Raw genomic sequence first — 21,153 nt, 5'->3', positions numbered from 1 at the left:
GCCCATGATGGGCCCCCTGGTTACTCCGGCTTGGGAGTGAGTATGGTTGGCTTGGGATTGGGCAGTTGATCCGGGTAGTCGAGGTTATAGTGCAGGCCACGGGACTCCTTGCGGCGGATGGCGCACTCGACGATAAGCTCGGCCACCTGCAACAGGTTGCGCAGCTCCAGCAGGTTGTTGGAGACACGGAAGTTGGCGTAATACTCCTGCACCTCCTGCTTGAGCAGCTCGATGCGGCGCTTGGCCCGCTCGAGGCGCTTGTTGGTGCGAACGATCCCCACATAGTCCCACATCATCAGGCGCAGCTCGTGCCAGTTGTGCTGGATCACCACCCGCTCGTCCGAGTCGTCCACCTGGCTCTCGTCCCAGGCGGGCAGGGAGGGGGGCTCTTCGCTCGCCGGCAGCTTGGCCAGAATATCCTCGGCGGCGAAGCGGGCGTAGACCACGCACTCGAGCAGGGAGTTGGAGGCCATGCGGTTGGCGCCGTGCAGCCCGGTGTAGGTCACCTCACCGATGGCGTAGAGACCCGGCACATCGGTCTGGCCGTGCTTGTCGACCATGACGCCGCCACAGGTGTAGTGGGCGGCCGGCACCACGGGCATGGGCTCCTTGGTGATGTCGATGCCCACCGCCATGCAGCGCTCATAGATGGTCGGGAAGTGCTTGATGATGAAATCCGACGGCTTGTGGCTGATGTCCAGATACATGCAGTCCACCCCGAGGCGCTTCATCTCGTGGTCGATGGCGCGGGCGACGATGTCCCGCGGTGCCAGCTCGGCGCGCTCGTCAAAATCGGGCATGAAGCGGCTGCCATCGGGGCGGCGCAGGTAGGCCCCCTCACCGCGCAGGGCCTCGGTCAGCAGGAAGTTGCGATCGTCCGGGTGGAACAGGCTGGTGGGGTGGAACTGGTTGAACTCCAGATTCGCCACCCGGCAGCCGGCGCGCCACGCCATGGCGATGCCATCGCCCGAGCTCACGTCCGGGTTGGAGGTGTACTGATAGACCTTGGAGGCGCCGCCGGTGGCCAGGGCCACGAAGCGGGCGCGCACCATCTCTACCTCTTCGCTGTCCCGGTTCCAGACATAGGCGCCAAGCACCCGATTGCCGGGCAGGCCGAGTTTGCGGGTGGTGATGAGATCGACCGCGTTGAATCGCTCCATCAACTGAATATTGGGGTGCTGGCGCACCTGATCGACCAGGGTGGTCTGGACCGCCTTGCCGGTGGCGTCGGCGGCATGGAAGATGCGGCGGTGGCTGTGCCCCCCCTCGCGGGTGAGGTGATAGTGCTCCTCTCCCTCCTCTCCCTCTTCCTTGTCAAACGGTACCCCTTGGCCGATCAGCCACTGGATCGAGTCGCGGGCGTGGCGAGCGGTAAACTCGACCGCTCGCGCGTCGCACAATCCGGCGCCGGCATTGAGGGTGTCGCTGACATGGGATTCGATGCTGTCGGTCTCGTCGAACACGGCAGCGATGCCTCCTTGCGCATAGAAAGTGGCCCCTTCACTGATGGGCCCCTTGCTCAGTACGAGGACTTTTGCCGAGTCTGCCAGGCGCAGGGCGAGGGAGAGACCGGCGGCACCGCTACCAATGATGAGCACGTCGCAAAGGTATTCAACGCTTGCTTTCATAAGTATCATTGGCCTGAGTTAAAACTGGCCCTATGGTAGCCCAAGGGGCCGCGAGGATGCAGCCTGCATCACATTTTTTTGCGCCCGAGCGAACTTTCCTTGCTGAACCCTGTCTGAACTAGTGCGCTTAGGAAGGGCCGGATGAGAAGAACGATAACCTGATGGGGGTTTTACGGCTCCAATGAGCGACCAGAATCTACTGGACGAACAATTGGTTGAGCGAGTTCAACGCGGTGACAAGAACGCGTTCAACCTGCTGGTACGCAAGTATCAGCACAAGGTGGTCAACCTGGTATCACGCTATGTCAGCAACCCCGGTGACGTGCCCGATGTGGCACAGGAGGCCTTCATCAAGGCCTACCGCTCCATCGGAACGTTTCGCGGCGAGAGTGCCTTTTATACCTGGTTGTATCGTATTGCCGTGAACACGGCCAAGAACTACCTGACCTCCCAGGGGCGCCGTCCCCCCAGCAGTGATGTGGAGGCAGACGAGGCAGAGTACTACGACGGCGGCGAGGCCTTGACCGAGACCTCGACTCCGGAAAATCTGGCGCTGACCGACGAGATCAAGCGTACCGTCTTCGCCACCATAGAGGCTCTGCCCGAAGATTTACGGACGGCAATCACCCTTCGAGAACTGGAAGGGCTGAGTTATGAGGAGATTGCAGAGATTATGGAGTGTCCGGTGGGTACCGTGCGTTCCAGAATCTTTCGAGCGCGGGAAGCGATCGACAAGAAGCTGCAGCCTCTGATTGCACATTAACTTGGGGATACAGGTTTTCTTATGGCGAACAAAGAGCAACTTTCCGCCCTGATGGATGGGGTGCTGGACGGTGAGCAGGGTCGGCAGGCGATTGATGAGGTCATGAGCGATGCCGAGCTGCAAGCCAGCTGGTCACGCTATCACCTCATCGGTGATGCCATGCGGGGCGAGCTGCCTGACACCATGCAGTTCGATCTGTGTGACAAGATTGCCATGGCGCTGGATGAGGAGCCCACCGTGCTGGCTCCCCAGCCGGCACCGACCGCGCCGCTTCATGGTGGCAAGGTGATCCCGCTGGTGCGCCGCTTCGGCCAGCAAATGGGTCAATATGCCATCGCCGCCTCCGTGGCCGCCGCCGTCATCTTCGGGGTGCAGCATTACCAGGGTCAGGATTCGGTGACTCCGGTCAATCCTGTGCTCAACACCATCCCGATCGGCGGCAATGCGGCGCCGGTGAGCGTTCACTATCCCAAGGACGACAGCCGGGCCCGCCAGCAGGCACTGACCGAGCAGCAGATGAATGAGCAGCGGGATCGCATCAACGCCTTCTTGCGCGATCACCAGCTGCAGCAACGTCTCCATCAGGCACAACAGGTTCAGGAATAGTCTTCGTGCGCAAGAGTCGCCTCGCAGTATCGGCCGCTCTGCTCCTGATTTGCTCCCAGGCCTCGGCCGACCCTGCGTCGGCCGAGGCCTTGCTGCAACAGATGCAGAGTGCCTCTCACCATCGTCACTTCGAACTCTCCATGGTCAAGGTTCGTCAGGGACGCATCGAATCACTTCGTTACAGCCATACGATCATCAAGGGGCAGCAGGTGGCCCACCTGACCCATCTGGATGGTCAGAATATCGAGTTTCTGCAACGGGCCGACGATTACACCTTCTTCGAAGCAGGCCACTCTCCCTATACCCTCAAGGGGGCCCGCTTCCCCGGCATCTGGAGCGCTTTGCAACGGGTGCCCCTCGACCAGTTGACCCGCTCTTATGACGTGGTGATGGCCGGCCGCAGCCGGGTGGCCGGTCAGGTCTCCCAGGTGGTGCGTCTGGTGCCCCGGGACGGAGAGAAGTACGGCTTCGTGCTCTGGCTCGATGAGGAGAGCCACCTCTTGCTGCGGGTCGACATGATCGATCGGGAAGGTAACCTGGTGGAGCAGGTGCTGGGGGTCGATCTCGATCTGCTGACGGCGGCGCCGGCCTGGCTCGCCAAGCTGGCTGCGGAATCCCAGCCGCCGGCCCTGGCGCTGGAAGAGGCCTATCAGGCGCCCCAGCAGGAGCTGGCATGGCGCATCACCTGGCTGCCGGATGGCTTTATCCTCAAGTCGCGGGATCGCCACCGTCTGGTGGCCACCAATCAGCCGGTCGATTACATGATGGCTTCGGACGGTCTGGTGGATCTCTCGGTCTATGTCTCCCGGGCCGATCCCCAGCAGAGCGTGCGCCAGCAGCTGATCCGTCAGGGGGCGACCACGTTGGTGAGCTTCGTCAATGACGTCGGGGTGGAGATCACCGTGGTGGGCGAGGTGCCTGCCGAGACCGCCAAGCGCATTGCCGAGTCGATCAAGCCCCTCTCTCGCAACGAGGCGGTGCAATGAGCCCCATGAGTGAGGAGCTGGCCACCGTGGTCGAGCTCGACGGCGATCACGCCTGGGTCAGCTGCGAGCGGCGCAGTGCCTGCAGCGGCTGCCAGCAGCAGAGCGACTGTGGCACTGGTACCGTCGCCAAGGCCCTGGCCAACCGTGCCCAGCGGGTGCGGGTGCGCCTGTGCGAGGAGGTGCGGGTGGGTCAGCAGATCCGCATCGGCATTCCCCAGCGCAGCCTGATCCAGGGGGCTTTGCTGGTCTATCTGCTGCCCCTGCTCTGTCTGGTGGGGGGCGGTCTGGTTGGCCAGCTCTGGCTGCGCCCCCTGCTGCAGGGAGGAGAGGGGGTCAGTATCCTCGCCACGGCGCTGGGGGGCGGACTCGGTTTTTTACTGGTTCGTTACCTTTCCCACCGCCTCGGTGAGGGGGAGTATGCCCCCCGTATGCTGGGGCGCGTGATCCCGACCCGTTTCCATCCTTAACCCCCGCAGAAGGCGATTTTACTGGGGTGGCCGACTAAAGAATGGCCGAGCGTGCGCTTATCCAGTAAAATCCTGCCTCCATATCCGGATACCACAACTTTTTGAGTGATTATTGCTCGATGAAACACATTCGTAACTTTTCCATTATCGCCCACATTGACCACGGTAAGTCGACGCTGTCCGACCGCCTGATCCAGACCTGCGGCGGCCTCTCCGACCGCGAGATGCAGGCCCAGGTTCTCGACTCCATGGAACTGGAGCGTGAGCGCGGCATTACCATCAAGGCACAGAGTGTGACCCTGAACTACCAGGCCAAAGACGGTAACACCTATCAGCTGAACTTTATCGACACCCCGGGCCACGTGGACTTCTCCTACGAGGTATCCCGTTCCCTGGCTGCCTGTGAAGGGGCGCTGCTGGTGGTGGATGCCGGTCAGGGGGTTGAGGCACAGACTCTGGCTAACTGCTATACCGCCATGGAAATGGACCTGGAAGTGGTGCCGGTGCTCAACAAGATCGACCTGCCGGCGGCAGAGCCCGAGCGTGTGGCCGAGGAGATTGAGGACATCGTCGGCATCGATGCGATCGACGCGGTGCGCTGTTCCGCCAAGACCGGCCTCGGCGTCGATCTGGTGCTGGAAGAGATAGTGGCCAAGATCCCCTCACCGGAAGGGGATCCCGATGCACCGCTGCAGGCGCTGATCATCGACTCCTGGTTCGACTCCTATCTGGGCGTCGTCTCCCTGGTGCGCATCAAGAACGGCTCCCTCAAGAAGGGCGAGAAGATCAAAGTGATGAGCACCGGCCAGACCTGGGGCGTCGATCGCATCGGTATCTTCACGCCGAAGCAGGTGGACACCGACGGCCTGGGCTGTGGCGAGGTAGGTTGGGTTGTCTGCGGCATCAAGGACATCCACGGTGCGCCGGTGGGCGATACCCTGACCCTGGCCAAGCACGGCGCCGACAAGCCGCTGGCGGGCTTCAAGAAGGTCAAGCCCCAGGTCTATGCGGGCCTGTTCCCCATCTCCAGCGATGACTACGAGGCGTTCCGCGATGCCCTCGAGAAGCTCTCTCTCAACGACGCCTCCCTCTTCTATGAGCCGGAGAACTCCACCGCCCTGGGCTTTGGCTTCCGCTGTGGCTTCCTCGGCATGCTGCACATGGAGATCATCCAGGAGCGTCTGGAGCGTGAATACGATCTGGATCTCATCACCACGGCGCCGACCGTAGTCTATGAGGTGCTCACCACCGATGGCGAGACCGTCTACATCGACAGCCCGGCCCAACTGCCGGCGGTGACCAGCATTCAAGAGGTGCGCGAGCCCATCGCCGAGTGCAACATCCTGCTGCCCCAGGAGTACATGGGCAACGTCATCACCCTCTGTATCGAGAAGCGCGGCGTGCAGACCAACATGGTCTACCACGGCAAGCAGGTGGCGCTGACCTATGAGATCCCCATGGCGGAGGTGGTGCTCGACTTCTTCGACCGCCTCAAGTCCACCAGCCGCGGCTACGCCTCCCTGGACTACGGCTTCAAGCGCTTCGAGACCTCCGACATGGTGCGTCTGGACATCCTCATCAATGGTGAGCGGGTCGACGCCCTGGCCATCATCACCCACAAGGAGAACTCCCAGTACCGGGGTCGCCAGGTGGTGGAGAAGATGCGCGAGCTGATCCCGCGCCAGATGTTCGACATCGCCATCCAGGCCGCCATCGGCAACCACGTCATCGCCCGCAGCACCGTCAAGGCCCTGCGTAAGGACGTGACGGCCAAGTGCTACGGCGGTGACGTGAGCCGTAAGAAAAAGCTGCTGCAGAAGCAGAAAGAGGGTAAGAAACGGATGAAGTCCCTGGGTCGCGTCGACGTGCCCCAGGAGGCTTTCCTGGCCATTCTCCACGTAGGTAAGGACTAATCTCCCATGGCGAGCACCTTTTCCCTGATCCTGGTCGTCGTCACCATACTGACGGGCATCATCTGGACCGTTGACAAGCTGGTCTGGGCCAAGCAGCGCGCCGCCAAGGTGGCCGTGGCCCGCGCCAACGGCGCCGAGGATGCCAAGAGCTTGGCCAAGCTGGCCGAGCGGCCGGTCTGGGTCGAGCAGACCGGTGGCGTCTTCCCGGTGATCGCCCTGGTGCTGATCCTGCGCTCCTTCGTCTATGAGCCGTTTCAGATCCCGTCCGGCTCCATGATGCCGACCCTGCTGGTGGGCGACTTCATCCTGGTGGAGAAGTTCGCCTATGGTCTGCGCGATCCGGTGACCAACACCAAGTTCCTCGAGACCGGGGAGCCCAAGCGCGGTGATGTGGTGGTCTTCAAGTATCCGCTGGATACCCGTGTCGACTACATCAAGCGGGTGGTGGGGCTGCCCGGGGATCGCATCCTCTATCGCAACAAGGAGCTGATGATCCGCCCCCGTTGCGACGAGGGGCAGAGCTGCGGCGGCTTCAAGAAGCTGGATGTGAAGTTCGAGCAGCGCGGCGAGTTTACCCAGATGGGGATCCCGCTCGATCGCTACACCGAGCAGCTGGGAGCGGTGAGCCATGAGACCCTGCGTAACCCCGTGATGCCCGATCTGGTGGACCGTTATTACCGCCAGAGCGGGACCTATCCGGACGAGTGGGTAGTGCCGGAGGGGCACTACTTCGTGATGGGTGACAACCGTGACAACAGTACCGACAGCCGTTTCTGGGGCTTCGTGCCCGAGCAGAACCTGGTCGGCAAGGCGGTCGCCATCTGGATCAGTTTTGAATTTGAACGGGAAGAAGGGTCACTGCTGCCGGGTTGGATCCCGACCGGCGTCCGCTTCAACCGTATTGGCGCAATCAAGTGATGACCATCAAGCGTAACCGGCTGCAGTCCCGACTGGGCTACAGCTTCAACGACGGCGAGCTGCTGACCCGGGCCCTGACCCACCGCAGCGCCGGCTCCCGTCATAACGAGCGCCTGGAATTTCTGGGCGACTCTATCCTCAGCCTGGTGATCGCGGAGGAGCTGTTCCACCGCTTCCCCCAGGTGGCGGAAGGGGACATGAGCCGCATGCGGGCCACCCTGGTGCGCGAGAAGACCCTGGCCGAGCTGGCCCGTGAGTTCGAACTCGGCGATCACCTGATCCTGGGGCCGGGCGAGCTCAAGAGCGGCGGCTTCCGTCGTGAGTCGATCCTGGCCGACACGGTCGAGGCGCTCATCGGTGCCATCTATCTGGACAGCGGCATGGATACCACCCGTACCCTGCTGCTGGGCTGGTACGCCAGCCGTCTGGAGGAGATCAAGCCCGGCGTCGAGCAAAAGGATCCCAAGACCCGTCTGCAGGAGATCCTGCAGGGCAACCGCAAGCCGCTGCCCACCTACACCGTCATCAACGTCAAGGGTGAGGCCCACAACCAGGAGTTTACCGTCCAGTGTGACGTAGACGGCCTGGGCACCCCCCTGGTCGGTATCGGCTCGAGCCGCCGCAAGGCGGAGCAGGCCGCCGCCCAACAAGCCCTGGAGCAGTTGCTATGAGCGAACACGAGATGACCTACTGCGGCTTCGTCGCTATCGTCGGTCGCCCCAACGTGGGCAAGTCGACCCTGCTCAACCAGCTGCTCGGGCAGAAGGTGAGCATCACCTCGAAGAAACCCCAGACCACCCGGCACCGCATCCTGGGTATCGACACCGAGGGGGCCTATCAGACCGTCTACGTGGATACCCCGGGTCTGCACATCGAGGAGAAGCGGGCCATCAACCGCCTGATGAACCGCGCCGCCACCAGCTCCCTGGGCGACGTGGCCATGGTGGTGTTCGTGGTGGACGGCACCCACTGGACCAAGGATGACGAGATGGTGCTGGGCAAGCTGCGCGGCCTCAAGTGCCCCATCGTGCTGGCCATCAACAAGGTGGACCAGATCAAGGACAAGGAGGCGCTGCTGCCGCACCTGGAGTTCCTCGGCAGCCAGATGAAGTTCACCCACGTCCTGCCCATCTCCGCCCGCAAGGGTGACAACGTGGAGAAGATCCGCGAGTGGGCCAAGGAGTGGTTGCCCGAGAACGATCACTTCTTCCCGGAAGACTACATCACGGATCGCTCGTCGCGCTTCATGGCCGCCGAGATCATCCGCGAGAAGCTGATGCGCTTCACCGGTGAGGAGTTGCCCTACTCCGTGACCGTGGAGATCGAACGCTTCAAGGTCGAAGAGAACGGCATCTTCCACATCAACGGCCTGATCCTGGTCGAGCGGGAAGGGCAGAAGAAGATGGTGATCGGTAACAAGGGTGAGAAGATCAAGACCATCGGCATCGAGGCGCGCATGGACATGGAGCGGCTGTTCCAAAACCAGGTGCACCTGGAGCTGTGGGTCAAGGTGAAGGCCGGCTGGGCCGACGACGAGCGCGCCCTGCGCAGTCTCGGCTACGGTGACGACTGATCCGCGGCGGGACGCCCATGCAGCCCCGCAGCCGTGATGGCGGCGACCAGGTCGCCGCCTTCGTCATCCACACCCGTCCCTATCGGGAGACCAGCCAGCTGGTCGAGGTGTTCAGTGCCGAGCTGGGGCGACTCACCCTGGTGGCCAAGGGCTCCCGCACCCAGCGCTCCCCCCTCAAGGGGGTGTTGCAGCCCTTCGCCCGCCTCGCATTGAGCTGGCGTGGACGTGGCGATCTCAAGACCCTCACCCGTGCCGAGCTGCTGCTCTTGCCGACCCGCCTGAGCGGGGATCGACTCTTCTACGGCCTCTATCTCAACGAGCTGGTCTACTACCTGCTGGAATCGGGCACCCCCTTTCCCGAGGTGTTCGAGGCCTACGCCGAGGCCCTCACCCTGCTGGCCGATACCCCGGTCCCCGAGCTGCCTCTGCGCCGCTTCGAGTTCCTGCTGCTGGAGGCGCTCGGCTACGCGGTGGACTTCGAGATCACCGCCGACGAGGAGTCACCGATCCTGCCGGATTGCCTCTACGGGTTCGAGCGCGAGCTGGGCTTTGTCGCCCGCGAGCGCACACCCGATCCCGCCAACCTCTTTCTCGGTGCTCATCTGCACGCCTTTGCCGAGCACCGTTTCGATACTCCGGCCATCTTGCAGGCCGCCAAGCGTTTCAGCCGGTTGGCCCTGCAACCCTATCTGGGGCATCGCCGCCTCAGGAGCCGGGAGTTGTTTCTCAAACGCAAGGTTTCATCCAAGGAGTAGTCAATGAGCGAGATCTATCTGGGGGTCAACATCGACCACATCGCCACCCTGCGCAACGCCCGCGGTACCCAGTATCCGGATCCGGTACAGGCCGCCTTCGTGGCCGAGCAGGCCGGTGCCGACGGGATCACCGTGCACCTGCGCGAGGATCGCCGCCACATCACCGACCGTGACGTAGAGATCCTGCGCCAGACCATCCAGACCAGGATGAACCTGGAGATGGCGGTCACCGAGGAGATGCTCGGCATCGCCTGCCGCCTGAAGCCCCACTTTGTCTGCCTGGTGCCGGAGAAGCGCACCGAGGTGACCACCGAGGGGGGGCTGGATGTGGCCGGCCAGCTCGACAAGATCAAGGACGCCGTGGCGCGTCTGGCCGCCGTCGGCAGCCAGGTGTCGCTGTTTATCGACGCCGACCCGGTGCAGATCGATGCCGCCGCCGAGAGCGGTGCCCCTTTCATCGAGATCCACACCGGCCGCTATGCCGATGCGCTGAGTGAGGCCGAGCAGAACGCCGAACTCAAGCGCATCAAGGCGGGGGCCTCCTATGCGGCGGGCAAGGGGCTCAAGGTCAACGCCGGCCACGGCCTGCACTACCACAACGTCAAGCCGATCGCCGCCATCCCCGAGATGATCGAGCTCAACATCGGTCACGCCATCATCGGCCGCGCCGCCTTCGACGGCCTGGCCAAGGCGGTCAGCGACATGCGAGCCCTGATGCAAGAGGCGCGCGCCGGTCTGTGAGTCTGCACAGGGTTTACCCTGTGACGCCCTGACACCATGAGCCTCGTATGAGTTTCTTTTGAGGTTCAAGATGCGAGTCATGGAATCGAAGTGGCGTCTCGGGGTGATCCTGCTGGCGGCCCTGCTGACCCCGCTGCTCTATCAGTCGGTGGGGCTGACCCAGCTGCATGAGCCGCAGCGCTGGCTGGTGCTGCTGACCATTCCCCTCGGCCTGGTGCAGTTGCTGGGCTGGCTGGCGGAAGGTGTGCACCGGTTGGTGCAGAGCCGGCGACAGAATTGATATCCGATTGAGAGAGGCCATGGGCCTCTCTCTTTTTTTGTGCTTACAGGGCGTACTGCTCCAGCAGCACCGTCAGGCGGGCCCAACTCTGCGCATCGGGCAGCCCGTCGGGGCGGGCCGGGCGGAAGTGGAGCTGGAAGGCGCGCAGCACCAGATGGGTCATCTCGTCCCACTCGCCGCTCCGGGGTACCCCGTAACCGTAGCGCGCCAGGGCCTGCTGCCAGGGGAGGGCGTCGCTCGGGAAGGGCTCCTTGAGTCGCTCGGCGACTCGCCGCTCGTCGGGCCAGGCGCCGAGCCCGAACTCCTCGTGCAGCCGCTGCCAGGGGAAGCGGGGACCGGGGTCGACCTTGCGCTCCGGCGCCACGTCGCTGTGGCCCAGCAGTCGGGTCGGGGCTATGCCATAGCGTTTCACCTTCTCCGCCAGCAGGGCCGCCAGGGCCTGGATCTGTGCCTCCTCGAAGGGAGGCCAGTCGCGCTGGTCGAGGGGGAGGCTGGCCTGCTCGGGCGGGTAGCCGAGGTTGACTATCTCGATGCCGAGGGAGCTGGCGTTGAGGCCGGCCTGGGTTTGCCAACGGCTCTTGCCCGCATGCCAGGCGCGCCTTTCATCGGCCACCAGCTGCAAGATGCGATAGGGAACACCCGGCTTCGAAGAGGGGAGCAGGTAGTGAGCGCTCACCTGATGGCCAGGTTCGGTGAGCAGGCGAAGCGAGGCATCGTCGTCCTCGTCCGTGTAGTGGAGGACGATAAACTGGATGCGCTCGTCCTGGCTGGCACTGGGGTGTTGCTCGAGGCGGTAACTCCCCTCGTCGCAGCCGCCCAGCAGCAGAATGAGACCGGCGACCATTTTACGGCACCACCCGAAGCCCTCCGGCAGGCGGGACAAGGGGGCAGGAGGGGGCCGCACCATGGTTCAGCCGCGATACTTGGCGGTGAGACCGATGAGGAAGTTGCGCAGGATCTGATCCCCGCAATCCTGGTAGTGCTTGTGGTGACGGGCGCGGAACAGGGCGCTCAGCTCCGACTTGGAGAGGTTGAAGTCGGCCAGCTTGAGGGTGGCGAGCATCTCTTCTTCCTTGAAGTTGAGGCCGATGCGCAGCTTGCGCAGGATCAGGTTGTTGTTGATCCGGTTGGGGATCTCCTGGGGCGGTGCATCTTCACGCATCCCGCGGCGCACGGCGATGAAGCCGTCGAGGAACTGGCTCAGTGCCGAGTCGGGGCAGGGGGCATAGCCGGCCTCCTGCGCGGCTCCCTCTTCGGCCTCTTTCATCAGCCAGCCGTGCAGTTGGGCATGGTCGATGGCCAGATTACCCTTGGCAAACATCTCGACCATCTGGTCGTTGCCAAGGCTGAGGGCGTAGCGCAGGCGGCGCAAAATATCGTTGTTGGTCAAGGTCGACTCCTGTGAATAGGGCGCAACTCTACCATCTGCCGGGGCTCGCGTCAGAAAAAGCGGGATCAGGCCAGGTAGCGGGGGGCCTCCTGGCGAACCTGATCCATCGCATCCTGCAGCTCCAGCAGTTCGGGTTCCAGCTCGTCGACCCCGACGCCGTCGCGCAGTTGCTGCTCAAGCTGGGCCAGCAGCCGCTGCAGGGCCGGCACGCCGCAGTAGGCGCTCCCCCCGTGCAGCTTGTGCAGCCGACCCATCAGCTCCTGTGGATCACTCTCCCCCTCCAGGGCCTGATCGAGCACCGGGGCCGTCTCGTCGAAGCTGGTGAGCAGCATGCCGAGCATCTCCCGGGCCAGATCGGGCCGGTTGGCGGCCTGGCGCAGGGCCAGGGGCCAGTCGATGAGATGGCTCTGGGTGCGTTGATGTCGCTGGCTCGAGAAAGTGGTGATGAGCTGCTCGAGCACCTCCTCGTCGATGGGTTTGGCCAGGTAGTCGTCCATCCCCTGACGGATCAGGCGTTCGCGCTCCCCGGCGATGGCATGGGCCGTGACCGCCACTATGGGGGTGTCGAGGTTGCGTGACTGGCGACGGATCTCCTGGGTGGCGCTGATCCCGTCCATGATCGGCATCTGGATATCCATGAAGATGATGTCGAAGGGGTGCTCCTGGGCCAGCTTCACCGCCTCCTTGCCGTTGTGGCACACCACCACCTCCTGCACCATCTCCTCGAGCATGGCGGCGATGAGCTTGAGGTTGGCCGGGTTGTCGTCCACCGCCAGCACCCTGATCTCGTGGCGCCGGCGCGGCGGTTGCAGCAGCAGGGGGGCTCCGGCCTCGGTGGCATCGCCGCTGAGCAGGGCGTGCAGCAGCTTGCGGTGGTGCACCGGCTTGGAGAGGCAGTGCAGGGCGCCGTGCTCCTGCATCAGCTCGTAGAGGGCGGGGTCGTGGCTCCCCAGCAGCACGATCACGGGGTGAGTGGCCGCCAACTGGTCGAGGCGCAGCAACACCTGCTCGGGGGGGAGCTGACTGCCGCTGCCGATGATGACCAGCTCCTGGGGCGGGACCGTCTCGTCCTCCTGCAGGGGCTGGCTCGTTATGCCCCAGGTGGTGAGCTGGGCGCTGAGGGCGGCCAGGGCACAGGGGTCTGGCTCGAGCAGCCAGATGCGCTGCTGGCGCAGGCTCTCCAGGGGCAGGCTGTCGTCGAACGGGAGCGGCGACACCTCAAGCTCCATGCTGAAGGAGAAGGTGGAGCCCTCGCCCTGGCGCGACTCGATCTGGATCTGCCCCCCCATCTGCTGCACCAGCTTCTGGGTGATGACCAGACCCAATCCGGTGCCGCCGTAGCGGCGAGAGATGGAGGAGTCGGCCTGATTGAAGGCCTGGAACAGCTGGCGCTGCTGTTCGGGGGAGATGCCGATGCCGGTGTCGCGGATACGCACCTGCAGGCGCACCACACCGCTGCGGTGGTGGGGCTGGGGCTCGATGCGCACGTCCACGTTGCCCCGCTCGGTGAACTTGATGGCGTTGCCGGTCAGGTTGGTGATCACCTGCTGCAGGCGCAATGGGTCGCCGGTGAGATGGTCCGGTACCTCGGGGGCGACCAGCAGGGAGAGCTCGAGCCCCTTGTCGTGGGCGCTGGGGCCGAGCAGGTGCATCACCTCGGCCACGGTGTCGCGCAGGCTGAAGGGTATGTGCTCGAGTTGCAGCTTGCCCGCCTCGAGCTTCGAGAAGTCGAGGATGTCGTTGATGATACCAAGCAGGTTGCGGGCCGACTTCTCGATGGTCTGCATGTAGTCGGTCTGGTTCGGGGTCAGGCTGGTCTTGAGCAGTTGGCGGGTGAAGCCGATGACACCGTTGAGGGGGGTGCGCAGCTCGTGGGACATGTTGGCGAGGAACTCGGACTTGACCCGCGCCGCCTCCTGGGCCCGCTTCTTGGCCATGTCGAGCTCGACGTTCTGGATCTCGATCTGCTCCAGGGTTTCGCGCAGGTCAGAGGTGGCCTGATCGATGTTCTGCTGCATCTCCTCATGGTATTCGGAGAGCGCCTTGGCCATGGCGTTGATGCCGTTTTTCAGCATCTCCAGCTCGCCGGTGAGCTGGCCACTGACCCGGGTGTCGAGGCGTCCCTCCCGGATCCGGTGCACCGCCTGCACCATCTCGGTGATGGGTTGGGTCACACTCTTGACCAGCCGAAAGCCAAACAGCACGCTCACCGCTAGGCCGCAGACCAGCATCATGACGGCGAAGAAGGTATCCCGATACTGGAGCACCAGGGCGCCGTCGGTGGTGATCTGCATGGCGATATAGCCGATGACCGGGGGATCGCTCTCGCTCGGCAGGGGGAAGCCATCGAGACTGGTTTCGGCCTGGATTGGGGCGCGCAATATGATGTCATCCCCTTGTCGCTCCACGCTGGCCAGTGACGGAATCGCCTCTCCCTTGGGCAGGCGCAGCAGGGCGAAGTCTCTGTGGTAATTGGAGGTGACGAACAGCTGGTTGTCCTGGGTGAAGACGGCGATGGACTTGATGAGGGGAGAGTTCTTGCGATGGGTCAGCCCGATCAGCCGCTTGAGGGATTCGCGGCTGTGCTGGGTCATGCCATATTCGCTGGCGATGGCCAGGGGCTCGATGATGTTGATGCCCTGATTGATGAGGTTGTTCTCCAGCTGCTGGTAGCGGTGGAAGGAGAAATAACCGGCCATCATGCCCCCGATCAGCAGGGTAGGCAGGATGGTGAATGCCAGAACGCGCGCTCTCAGGCCGTATTTGGTCATACAATGGTACTTGTGGGACAATGCCCGGCTGCAGGTTCCCACATGATGACATAGCCACCTATAGGCACCAAGTTTTATGGCCCAGTTTTTCACCCCCAAGAAGACCCACAAGCAACCCCAACACATTGAATGCACTATAGATACGCTCGACCACCACTGCGTGGGGGTGGGCCGTCATGAGGGCAAGGCCGTGTTTGTCGAGGGCACCCTGCCCGGTGAGCGGGTCAAGGTGCTGCTGACCGAGCAGAAGAAGCAGTACGCCCACGGTCAGTTGCAAAAGCTGATCACCCCGGCCCCCGAGCGGATCGAGCCCTTCTGCCCCCACTATCGGGAGTGTGGCGGCTGCAGTACCCAGCACATGAGCCTGGCCCGGCAGCACGAGACCAAGCAGCAGGGGCTGCGCTCCCTCTTCAGCCGGTTGGGCGGGATCGCCATCCCGGATCTCGAGCCCGTGATGACCGGGCCGGATCGCGCCTATCGCCGGGTCTGCCGGCTGGCCATCAAGTTTGACAAGAACGCCCGCCGCCTGCGCTTGGGTTTTCGTCGTCGCCAGTCCAGTGAGTTGGTCGAGATCAGCGCTTGCCCCGTGCTGGAGGCGCCGCTCTCGGCCCTTATCGCCCCCTTGCGCGAGCTGTTTGGTCGCCTCAAAAACCAAAGGGAGCTGGGGCACGTGGAGCTGCTGCAGGCCGACGATGGCCTGCTGATGCTGCTGCGCCACACCGGCAAGCCCAATGAGCAGGATCGCACCCTGCTGATGGCATTTGCCGAGCAGCACAAGCTGGATCTCTATTTGCAAGACGGTAGCGACCGGTGCGAGCCCCTGCGTCAGACCATGACCCCGGGCTACCGCCTGGGTGAGCTCTCGTTGACCTTTGCTCCGGGGGACTTCATCCAGGTCAACCGCACCATCAACGACGCCATGGTGGCGCGGGCCATGGAGTGGCTCGATGTGCGGCCCACAGAGAAGGTGCTGGATCTCTTCTGCGGTGTGGGTAACTTTACCCTGCCACTGGCTGCCCTGGCCCGCGAGGTCGTGGGGGTGGAAGGGGAGATGGCCATGGTGCAGCGTGCCCAGCACAATGCAACGGGCAATGGCATCGACAATGTGCGAATCTTCAAGGCGGATCTGGCGGCGGATATCACGGATCTCCCCTGGGCCCGCGAAGGTTTCGACCTGGTGCTGCTCGACCCGGCGCGTCCGGGCGCCCTCGAGGTGATGCCTCATGTGGCGAAACTTGCGCCCCGCCGCGTTGTCTATGTCTCCTGTAACCCCGTCTCCCTGGCCCGGGACAGCAAGGTGTTGACCCAGGCCGGCTATCGACTGGAGCGGCTCGGTATGCTGGACATGTTCCCCCATACCGGCCACCTGGAGTCGATTGCCCTGTTCGTCAGGGAGTAGCGGGGGCGGCCCTGATGCCGCAAGGCAAGCCTTGAAACAGGGCCACCTCGTCCCCAGAGAGGGGAGTGTCGTTAGAAAGGGGTCGCTCAGGCCCCCTCAAGAAGGATGCAAAAGATGGTTTCGGTTCGCGATATACACCTCAAAGAGAACTTCACTCTGGAAGAGTGGCTCTCCTCCCTCTCCCTGAAGGAGCCCGAGCGTGACCAGTTGCGAACCCTCTACCAATACTGTCTGGGGCTGGGCGATGAGGCGGTGAGCGAACGCCTGCTGGTGCGCGGGGTCGAGATGGTGGGCATCCTGATGATGCTCAGCATGGACATCGCCACCCTCAAGGCGGCCATCCTCTATCCCTTCGCCGAGGCCGGGCTGCTGGCGCGCAACAAGCTCGACGAGGAGTTTGGCCCCAAGATAGCCCGCCTGGTGGAAGGGGTGCTGGAGATGGAGGCCATCCGCTCCCTGCAGACTGCCCAACGCACCGAGACCTCGCCGGAGCAGGTGGACAACGTGCGTCGCATGCTGCTCGCCATGGTCGAGGATGTGCGCGCCGTGGTCATCAAGCTGGCCGAGCGCATCGCCTGCCTGCGCGAGGCGAAGAAGGCGGACGAGGAGACCCGGGTGCTGATGGCCCAGGAGATCTCCAACATTTATGCGCCGCTCGCCAACCGTCTCGGCATCGGCCAGCTCAAGTGGGAGCTCGAGGATCTCGCCTTTCGCTACCTCCATCCGGAGACCTACAAGCAGATTGCCAAGCAGCTCGACGAGAAGCGTCTCGATCGGGAGCGCTATATTCGCGAGTTTGTGACCAGGCTGCGCACCTCCCTGCAAGAGGCGGGGATCGATGCCGAGGTGTACGGTCGCCCGAAACACATCTACAGCATCTGGCGCAAGATGCAAAAAAAACACCTGGACTTCACCGAGCTGTTCGACGTGCGTGCGGTACGGGTGGTGACCAAGCGACTGCAGGATTGCTATGCGGCGCTGGGCATAGTGCATACCCACTTCCACCACATTCCCCGCGAGTTCGACGACTACGTGGCCAATCCCAAGCCCAACGGCTATCAATCCATCCACACCGTGGTGGTGGGGCCAGAGGGCAAGACGGTGGAGATCCAGATCCGCACCGATCAGATGCACCAGGATGCCGAACTCGGGGTCGCCGCCCACTGGCGCTACAAGGAAGGGGCCCAGGCGGGGGGCAAGACCAACAACTTCGAAGACAAGATCGAGTGGCTGCGCAAGCTGCTCGCCTGGCAGGAGGACATGTCCGAGAGCGGCTCCCTGCTCGAGGATCTGCGCAGCCAGGTGTTCGAGGACAGGGTCTACGTCTTCACCCCCAAGGGGGATGTCATCGACCTGCCGGCCGGGGCCACGCCGCTCGACTTTGCCTATCACGTCCACAGCATGATCGGCCACCGCTGCATCGGGGCCAAGATCGACGGGCGTATCGTCCCCTTCACCTATGCCCTGCAGACCGGGGATCAGGTGGAGGTGATCACCCAAAAAGAGCCCAACCCGAGCCGCGACTGGATGAACCCCAACGCCGGTTTCCTGCGCTCGAGCCGGGCCCGGGCCAAGGTCGCCACCTGGTTTAGAAAGCTGGATCGCGACAAGAACATCGCCGCCGGCCGCGAGCTGCTCGACAAGGAGCTCGACCGCCACAACCTCACCCTCTCCAAGATCGACAAGGTGACCCTGGAGCGCTTCAATGCCGAAGAGCTCGACGATCTGCTGGCGGGGGTGGGCAGCGGTGACGTGCGCATCAACCAGCTGCTCAACTACCTCGATACCCGCTACAACAAGCCCAGCGTCGAGGAGGAGGAGCGGCGCCTGCTCGAGAAGCTCGAGCAGAAGGCCAACACCCCGTTCCGGCCCAAGGCGCGTGACCACATAGTGGTGGAAGGGGTCGGCAACCTGATGACCCATATCGCCCGCTGCTGCCAGCCCATACCGGGGGACAGCATCGTCGGCTTCATCACCCAGGGGCGCGGCGTCTCCATCCACCGGGAGGATTGCGAGCAGCTCAAGGAGCTGTCGCGGCGCAACCCGGAGCGGATCATCGACGCCATCTGGGGCGAGAACTACTCGGGCGGCTACGGGCTCACCATCCGCATCGAGTCCAACGATCGCTCCGGCCTGCTGCGCGACATCACCACAGTGCTGGCCAACGAGAAGATCAACGTGATGGGGGTGCGCTCGCGCTCCAACGTCAAGCTGCAGACCGCCCAGATCGACATGGAGCTGGAGATCTACAACATCGACGCCTTCAACCGGGCCCTGGCCAAGCTGAGCCAGCTACCGGACATGATCAGCGTCAAGCGCCTGTAACCCCCAGTGACCGGCCAAGCGCCGGTCACTCTCTATCGGATAGCCGTCGAGGATCCCATGAAACCGCCTTACCAACTTGCCGACCTGCTCGCCATCATGGCCCGCCTGCGCGACCCGGAACTGGGTTGCCCCTGGGACAGGCAGCAGAGCTTCGCCACCATAGTGCCCTACACCCTGGAGGAGGCCTACGAGGTGGCCGATGCCATCGAGACCCGGGATTGGCAGGGGCTGCAAGGGGAGCTCGGGGATCTGCTGTTCCAGGTGATCTTCTACGCCCAGATGGGCAAGGAGCAGGCGCTGTTCGACTTCGATGCCATCGTCGATACGGTGTGCGAGAAGCTGATTCGCCGTCACCCCCACGTCTTCTCCGACGCCACTCTCGGTGACGAGCAGGCGGTCAAGGCCAACTGGGAGGCCGAGAAGGCCAAAGAGCGGGCGCAGAAGGACAAACCGAGCGTGCTCGACGACATTCCCCTCTCGCTGCCGGCCCTGACCCGGGCCGCCAAGATCCAGAAGCGCTGCGCCAGCGTCGGCTTCGACTGGAAGACCCTGGGCCCGGTGGTGGACAAGGTACACGAGGAGATCGACGAGGTGATGGAAGAGGCCCTGATGGCCGACGTGAACCCGGAGCGGGTGGCCGACGAGCTCGGCGATCTGCTGTTTGCCACCGTCAATCTGGTGCGCCATCTGGGGCACGATCCCGAGCAGGTGCTGCGCGGTGCCAATGCCAAGTTCGAGCGACGCTTTCGCAAAGTCGAGGATCTGATCGAGCAAGAGGGGCTGGCGGTGAAGGATTGCACCCTGGAAAAACTCGATGCCGCCTGGAACCGAGTGAAAGAAACTTACGAAAGTTGATTTGGCGCAAGACAGCCTCTTCCACAGGCTGTTAGATTTTTGCGCATTGTTTGGGAGTGGGGGGTTTGGTATACTGTGTCCCCGTCCTGCTTCATCTCCCCGAAGCACCCTTAAACATTCCCTAAACTTTCTTTCAGGTTCAGCATGACGACCAAATATATTTTTGTTACTGGTGGTGTTGTTTCATCCCTCGGCAAAGGCATTGCCGCAGCTTCCCTGGCAGCCATTCTGGAAGCCCGTGGTCTGGATGTGACCATCATGAAACTGGACCCGTACATCAACGTCGACCCGGGTACCATGAGCCCGACTCAGCACGGTGAAGTGTTCGTCACCGAGGACGGGGCTGAGACCGATCTGGACCTGGGCCACTACGAGCGCTTCATCCGCACCAAGATGACCCGCCGCAACAACTTCACCACCGGCCGTATCTATGCCGACGTGCTGCGCAAAGAGCGCCGTGGTGACTACCTGGGTGCCACCATCCAGGTGATCCCGCACATCACCAACGCCATCAAGGAGCGCGTCATCGCCGGCGGCGAAGGCCACCAGGTCGCCATCGTCGAGATCGGTGGCACCGTGGGCGATATCGAATCCCTGCCGTTCCTCGAGGCGATCCGCCAGCTGGCCGCCATCGTTGGCCGCAACAACGCCATGTTCATGCACCTGACCCTGGTGCCTTACCTGGCTGCCGCCGGCGAAGTGAAGACCAAGCCGACCCAGCACTCCGTCAAGGAGCTGCTCTCCATCGGTATTCAGCCGGATGTGCTGATCTGCCGCTCCGACCGCGCCATTCCGGCCAACGAGCGTGCCAAGATCGCCCTGTTCTGTAACGTTCCCGAGCGCGCCGTCATCTCCATGAAGGACGTCGACTCCATCTACAAGATCCCGGCACTGCTCAAATCCCAGGGCCTCGACGGCTACATCACCGAGCGCTTCGGCATCGAGTGCAAGGACGCCGACCTCTCCGAGTGGGAGCAGGTGATCTATGAAGAGGCCAACCCGACCGCCGAAGTGACCATCGGCATGGTGGGCAAGTACGTCTCCCTGCCGGACGCCTACAAGTCCGTCAACGAGGCGCTCAAGCACGGCGGCCTGAAGAACCGTCTCTCCGTACACATCAAGTACATCGACTCTCAGGACATCGAGACCCGCGGCATCGAGATGCTGGAAGGTCTGGACGCCATCCTGGTGCCGGGCGGCTTCGGCGAGCGCGGCGTGGAAGGCAAGATCCTGGCCGCCAAGTATGCCCGTGAGCAGAAGATCCCCTATCTGGGTATCTGCCTCGGCATGCAGGTCGCCCTGATCGAGTACGCCCGTAACGTGGCGGGCATGGAAGGGGCGCACTCCTCCGAGTTCAAGAAAGACAGCCCGTTCCCCGTGGTCGGTCTCATCACCGAATGGGTCGACGAAGAGGGCAAGGTCGAGACCCGTACCGAGAAATCTGATCTCGGCGGCACCATGCGTCTGGGCTCCCAGCTCTGCCACCTGATCGACGGCTCCAAGGTCCGTGAGCTGTACGGCTCTGCTACCATCTATGAGCGTCACCGCCACCGCTATGAAGTGAACAACACCCTGCTGCCGAAGATCGAGGCGGCGGGTCTGAAGGTGACCGGTCTCTCCGCCGACAAGAAGCTGGTGGAAATCATCGAGATCCCGGATCACCCCTGGTTTGTGGCCGCCCAGTTCCACCCGGAGTTCACCTCGACTCCCCGTGACGGGCACGCCCTGTTTGCCGGCTTTGTCAAGGCGGCGGGTGAGTACCAGAAGCGTAATTTGAAGTAAA

Annotated in this window: 19 protein-coding genes; 15 read left to right on the top strand and 4 right to left on the bottom strand. The window is 63.2% G+C overall.

The features are described 5' to 3' along the window. Positions 1-20: 20 nt before the first annotated feature. Entirely contained in the window at positions 21-1,628 is a 1,608-nt protein-coding gene (gene nadB / locus AB5Y48_RS19685; protein WP_050667443.1) for an L-aspartate oxidase, read from the bottom strand. Positions 1,629-1,809: 181 nt separating this feature from the next. Between nadB and rpoE the strand changes: the two genes are divergently transcribed. The 11 genes from rpoE to AB5Y48_RS19630 all read left to right on the top strand — a co-directional run bounded on the left by rpoE (position 1,810) and on the right by AB5Y48_RS19630 (position 10,630). Then, positions 1,810-2,391 (top strand): RNA polymerase sigma factor RpoE, encoded by a 582-nt coding sequence (gene rpoE, locus AB5Y48_RS19680; RefSeq protein WP_050667444.1) that lies wholly within the window; start codon positions 1,810-1,812, stop codon positions 2,389-2,391. 21 nt (positions 2,392-2,412) lie between these two features. After that, the gene (locus tag AB5Y48_RS19675; protein WP_050667445.1) at positions 2,413-2,997 is read left to right on the top strand and encodes a sigma-E factor negative regulatory protein; all 585 of its coding nucleotides are present in this window, start codon (positions 2,413-2,415) and stop codon (positions 2,995-2,997) included. A gap of 5 nt (positions 2,998-3,002) precedes the next feature. After that, a complete protein-coding gene (locus tag AB5Y48_RS19670) occupies positions 3,003-3,983 on the top strand; it encodes a MucB/RseB C-terminal domain-containing protein (RefSeq protein WP_050667446.1) in 981 nt (326 codons plus the stop codon). A 5-nt stretch (positions 3,984-3,988) separates the two neighbouring features. Further along, positions 3,989-4,450, top strand: a complete 462-nt coding sequence (locus AB5Y48_RS19665) for a SoxR reducing system RseC family protein (RefSeq protein WP_050667469.1) — start codon at positions 3,989-3,991, stop codon at positions 4,448-4,450. A gap of 119 nt (positions 4,451-4,569) precedes the next feature. After that, the gene (gene lepA, locus AB5Y48_RS19660; RefSeq protein ID WP_050667447.1) at positions 4,570-6,363 is read left to right on the top strand and encodes a translation elongation factor 4; all 1,794 of its coding nucleotides are present in this window, start codon (positions 4,570-4,572) and stop codon (positions 6,361-6,363) included. Between the two features lie 6 nt (positions 6,364-6,369). Continuing rightward, positions 6,370-7,281, top strand: coding sequence for a signal peptidase I (lepB, locus tag AB5Y48_RS19655; RefSeq protein ID WP_050667448.1), 912 nt, complete (start codon positions 6,370-6,372; stop codon positions 7,279-7,281). Next, positions 7,281-7,952: a ribonuclease III gene (gene rnc / locus AB5Y48_RS19650; RefSeq protein WP_050667449.1), complete on the top strand. Its 672-nt coding sequence runs from the start codon at positions 7,281-7,283 to the stop codon at positions 7,950-7,952. The genes lepB and rnc overlap by 1 nt, the downstream gene beginning before the upstream one ends. Continuing rightward, positions 7,949-8,854, top strand: a complete 906-nt coding sequence (gene era / locus AB5Y48_RS19645) for a GTPase Era (RefSeq protein ID WP_050667450.1) — start codon at positions 7,949-7,951, stop codon at positions 8,852-8,854. Before rnc ends, era begins: the two co-directional genes overlap by 4 nt. A gap of 17 nt (positions 8,855-8,871) precedes the next feature. Further along, on the top strand, positions 8,872-9,609 hold the full coding sequence (gene recO, locus AB5Y48_RS19640; RefSeq protein ID WP_050667451.1) for a DNA repair protein RecO: 738 nt from the start codon (positions 8,872-8,874) through the stop codon (positions 9,607-9,609). Between the two features lie 3 nt (positions 9,610-9,612). Then, positions 9,613-10,350, top strand: coding sequence for a pyridoxine 5'-phosphate synthase (gene pdxJ / locus AB5Y48_RS19635; RefSeq protein WP_050667452.1), 738 nt, complete (start codon positions 9,613-9,615; stop codon positions 10,348-10,350). Positions 10,351-10,429: 79 nt separating this feature from the next. Next, positions 10,430-10,630: a hypothetical protein gene (locus AB5Y48_RS19630; protein WP_050667453.1), complete on the top strand. Its 201-nt coding sequence runs from the start codon at positions 10,430-10,432 to the stop codon at positions 10,628-10,630. 43 nt (positions 10,631-10,673) lie between these two features. On the opposite strand, the gene AB5Y48_RS19625 is transcribed toward AB5Y48_RS19630, so the two are convergent. The 3 genes from AB5Y48_RS19625 to barA all read right to left on the bottom strand — a co-directional run bounded on the left by AB5Y48_RS19625 (position 10,674) and on the right by barA (position 14,791). Further along, a complete protein-coding gene (locus AB5Y48_RS19625; protein ID WP_368165522.1) occupies positions 10,674-11,474 on the bottom strand; it encodes an N-acetylmuramoyl-L-alanine amidase in 801 nt (266 codons plus the stop codon). Positions 11,475-11,540: 66 nt separating this feature from the next. After that, positions 11,541-12,020 (bottom strand): DUF1456 family protein, encoded by a 480-nt coding sequence (locus AB5Y48_RS19620; RefSeq protein ID WP_368165521.1) that lies wholly within the window; start codon positions 12,018-12,020, stop codon positions 11,541-11,543. 65 nt (positions 12,021-12,085) lie between these two features. Beyond that, the gene (gene barA, locus AB5Y48_RS19615) at positions 12,086-14,791 is read right to left on the bottom strand and encodes a two-component sensor histidine kinase BarA (protein WP_050667456.1); all 2,706 of its coding nucleotides are present in this window, start codon (positions 14,789-14,791) and stop codon (positions 12,086-12,088) included. A gap of 76 nt (positions 14,792-14,867) precedes the next feature. Here barA and rlmD point away from each other — a divergent pair, with 76 nt between their 5' ends. The 4 genes from rlmD to AB5Y48_RS19595 all read left to right on the top strand — a co-directional run bounded on the left by rlmD (position 14,868) and on the right by AB5Y48_RS19595 (position 21,152). Continuing rightward, a complete protein-coding gene (rlmD, locus tag AB5Y48_RS19610) occupies positions 14,868-16,190 on the top strand; it encodes a 23S rRNA (uracil(1939)-C(5))-methyltransferase RlmD (RefSeq protein WP_050667457.1) in 1,323 nt (440 codons plus the stop codon). A gap of 114 nt (positions 16,191-16,304) precedes the next feature. Continuing rightward, the gene (gene relA / locus AB5Y48_RS19605; protein ID WP_060584330.1) at positions 16,305-18,515 is read left to right on the top strand and encodes a GTP diphosphokinase; all 2,211 of its coding nucleotides are present in this window, start codon (positions 16,305-16,307) and stop codon (positions 18,513-18,515) included. Positions 18,516-18,572: 57 nt separating this feature from the next. Further along, complete coding sequence (gene mazG / locus AB5Y48_RS19600) at positions 18,573-19,370, top strand: nucleoside triphosphate pyrophosphohydrolase (protein WP_050667459.1); 798 nt, start codon at positions 18,573-18,575, stop codon at positions 19,368-19,370. A gap of 144 nt (positions 19,371-19,514) precedes the next feature. Then, positions 19,515-21,152, top strand: coding sequence for a CTP synthase (locus tag AB5Y48_RS19595; RefSeq protein ID WP_050667460.1), 1,638 nt, complete (start codon positions 19,515-19,517; stop codon positions 21,150-21,152). The last annotated feature ends 1 nt before the right edge of the window (position 21,153 follow it).

Origin of the sequence: Aeromonas sp. R6-2 (assembly GCF_040908155.1) — a bacterium.
In the GTDB taxonomy this organism is placed as follows: Bacteria; Pseudomonadota; Gammaproteobacteria; order Enterobacterales; family Aeromonadaceae; genus Aeromonas; species Aeromonas schubertii.
This window is presented reverse-complemented; position numbering and strand designations above follow the sequence as displayed.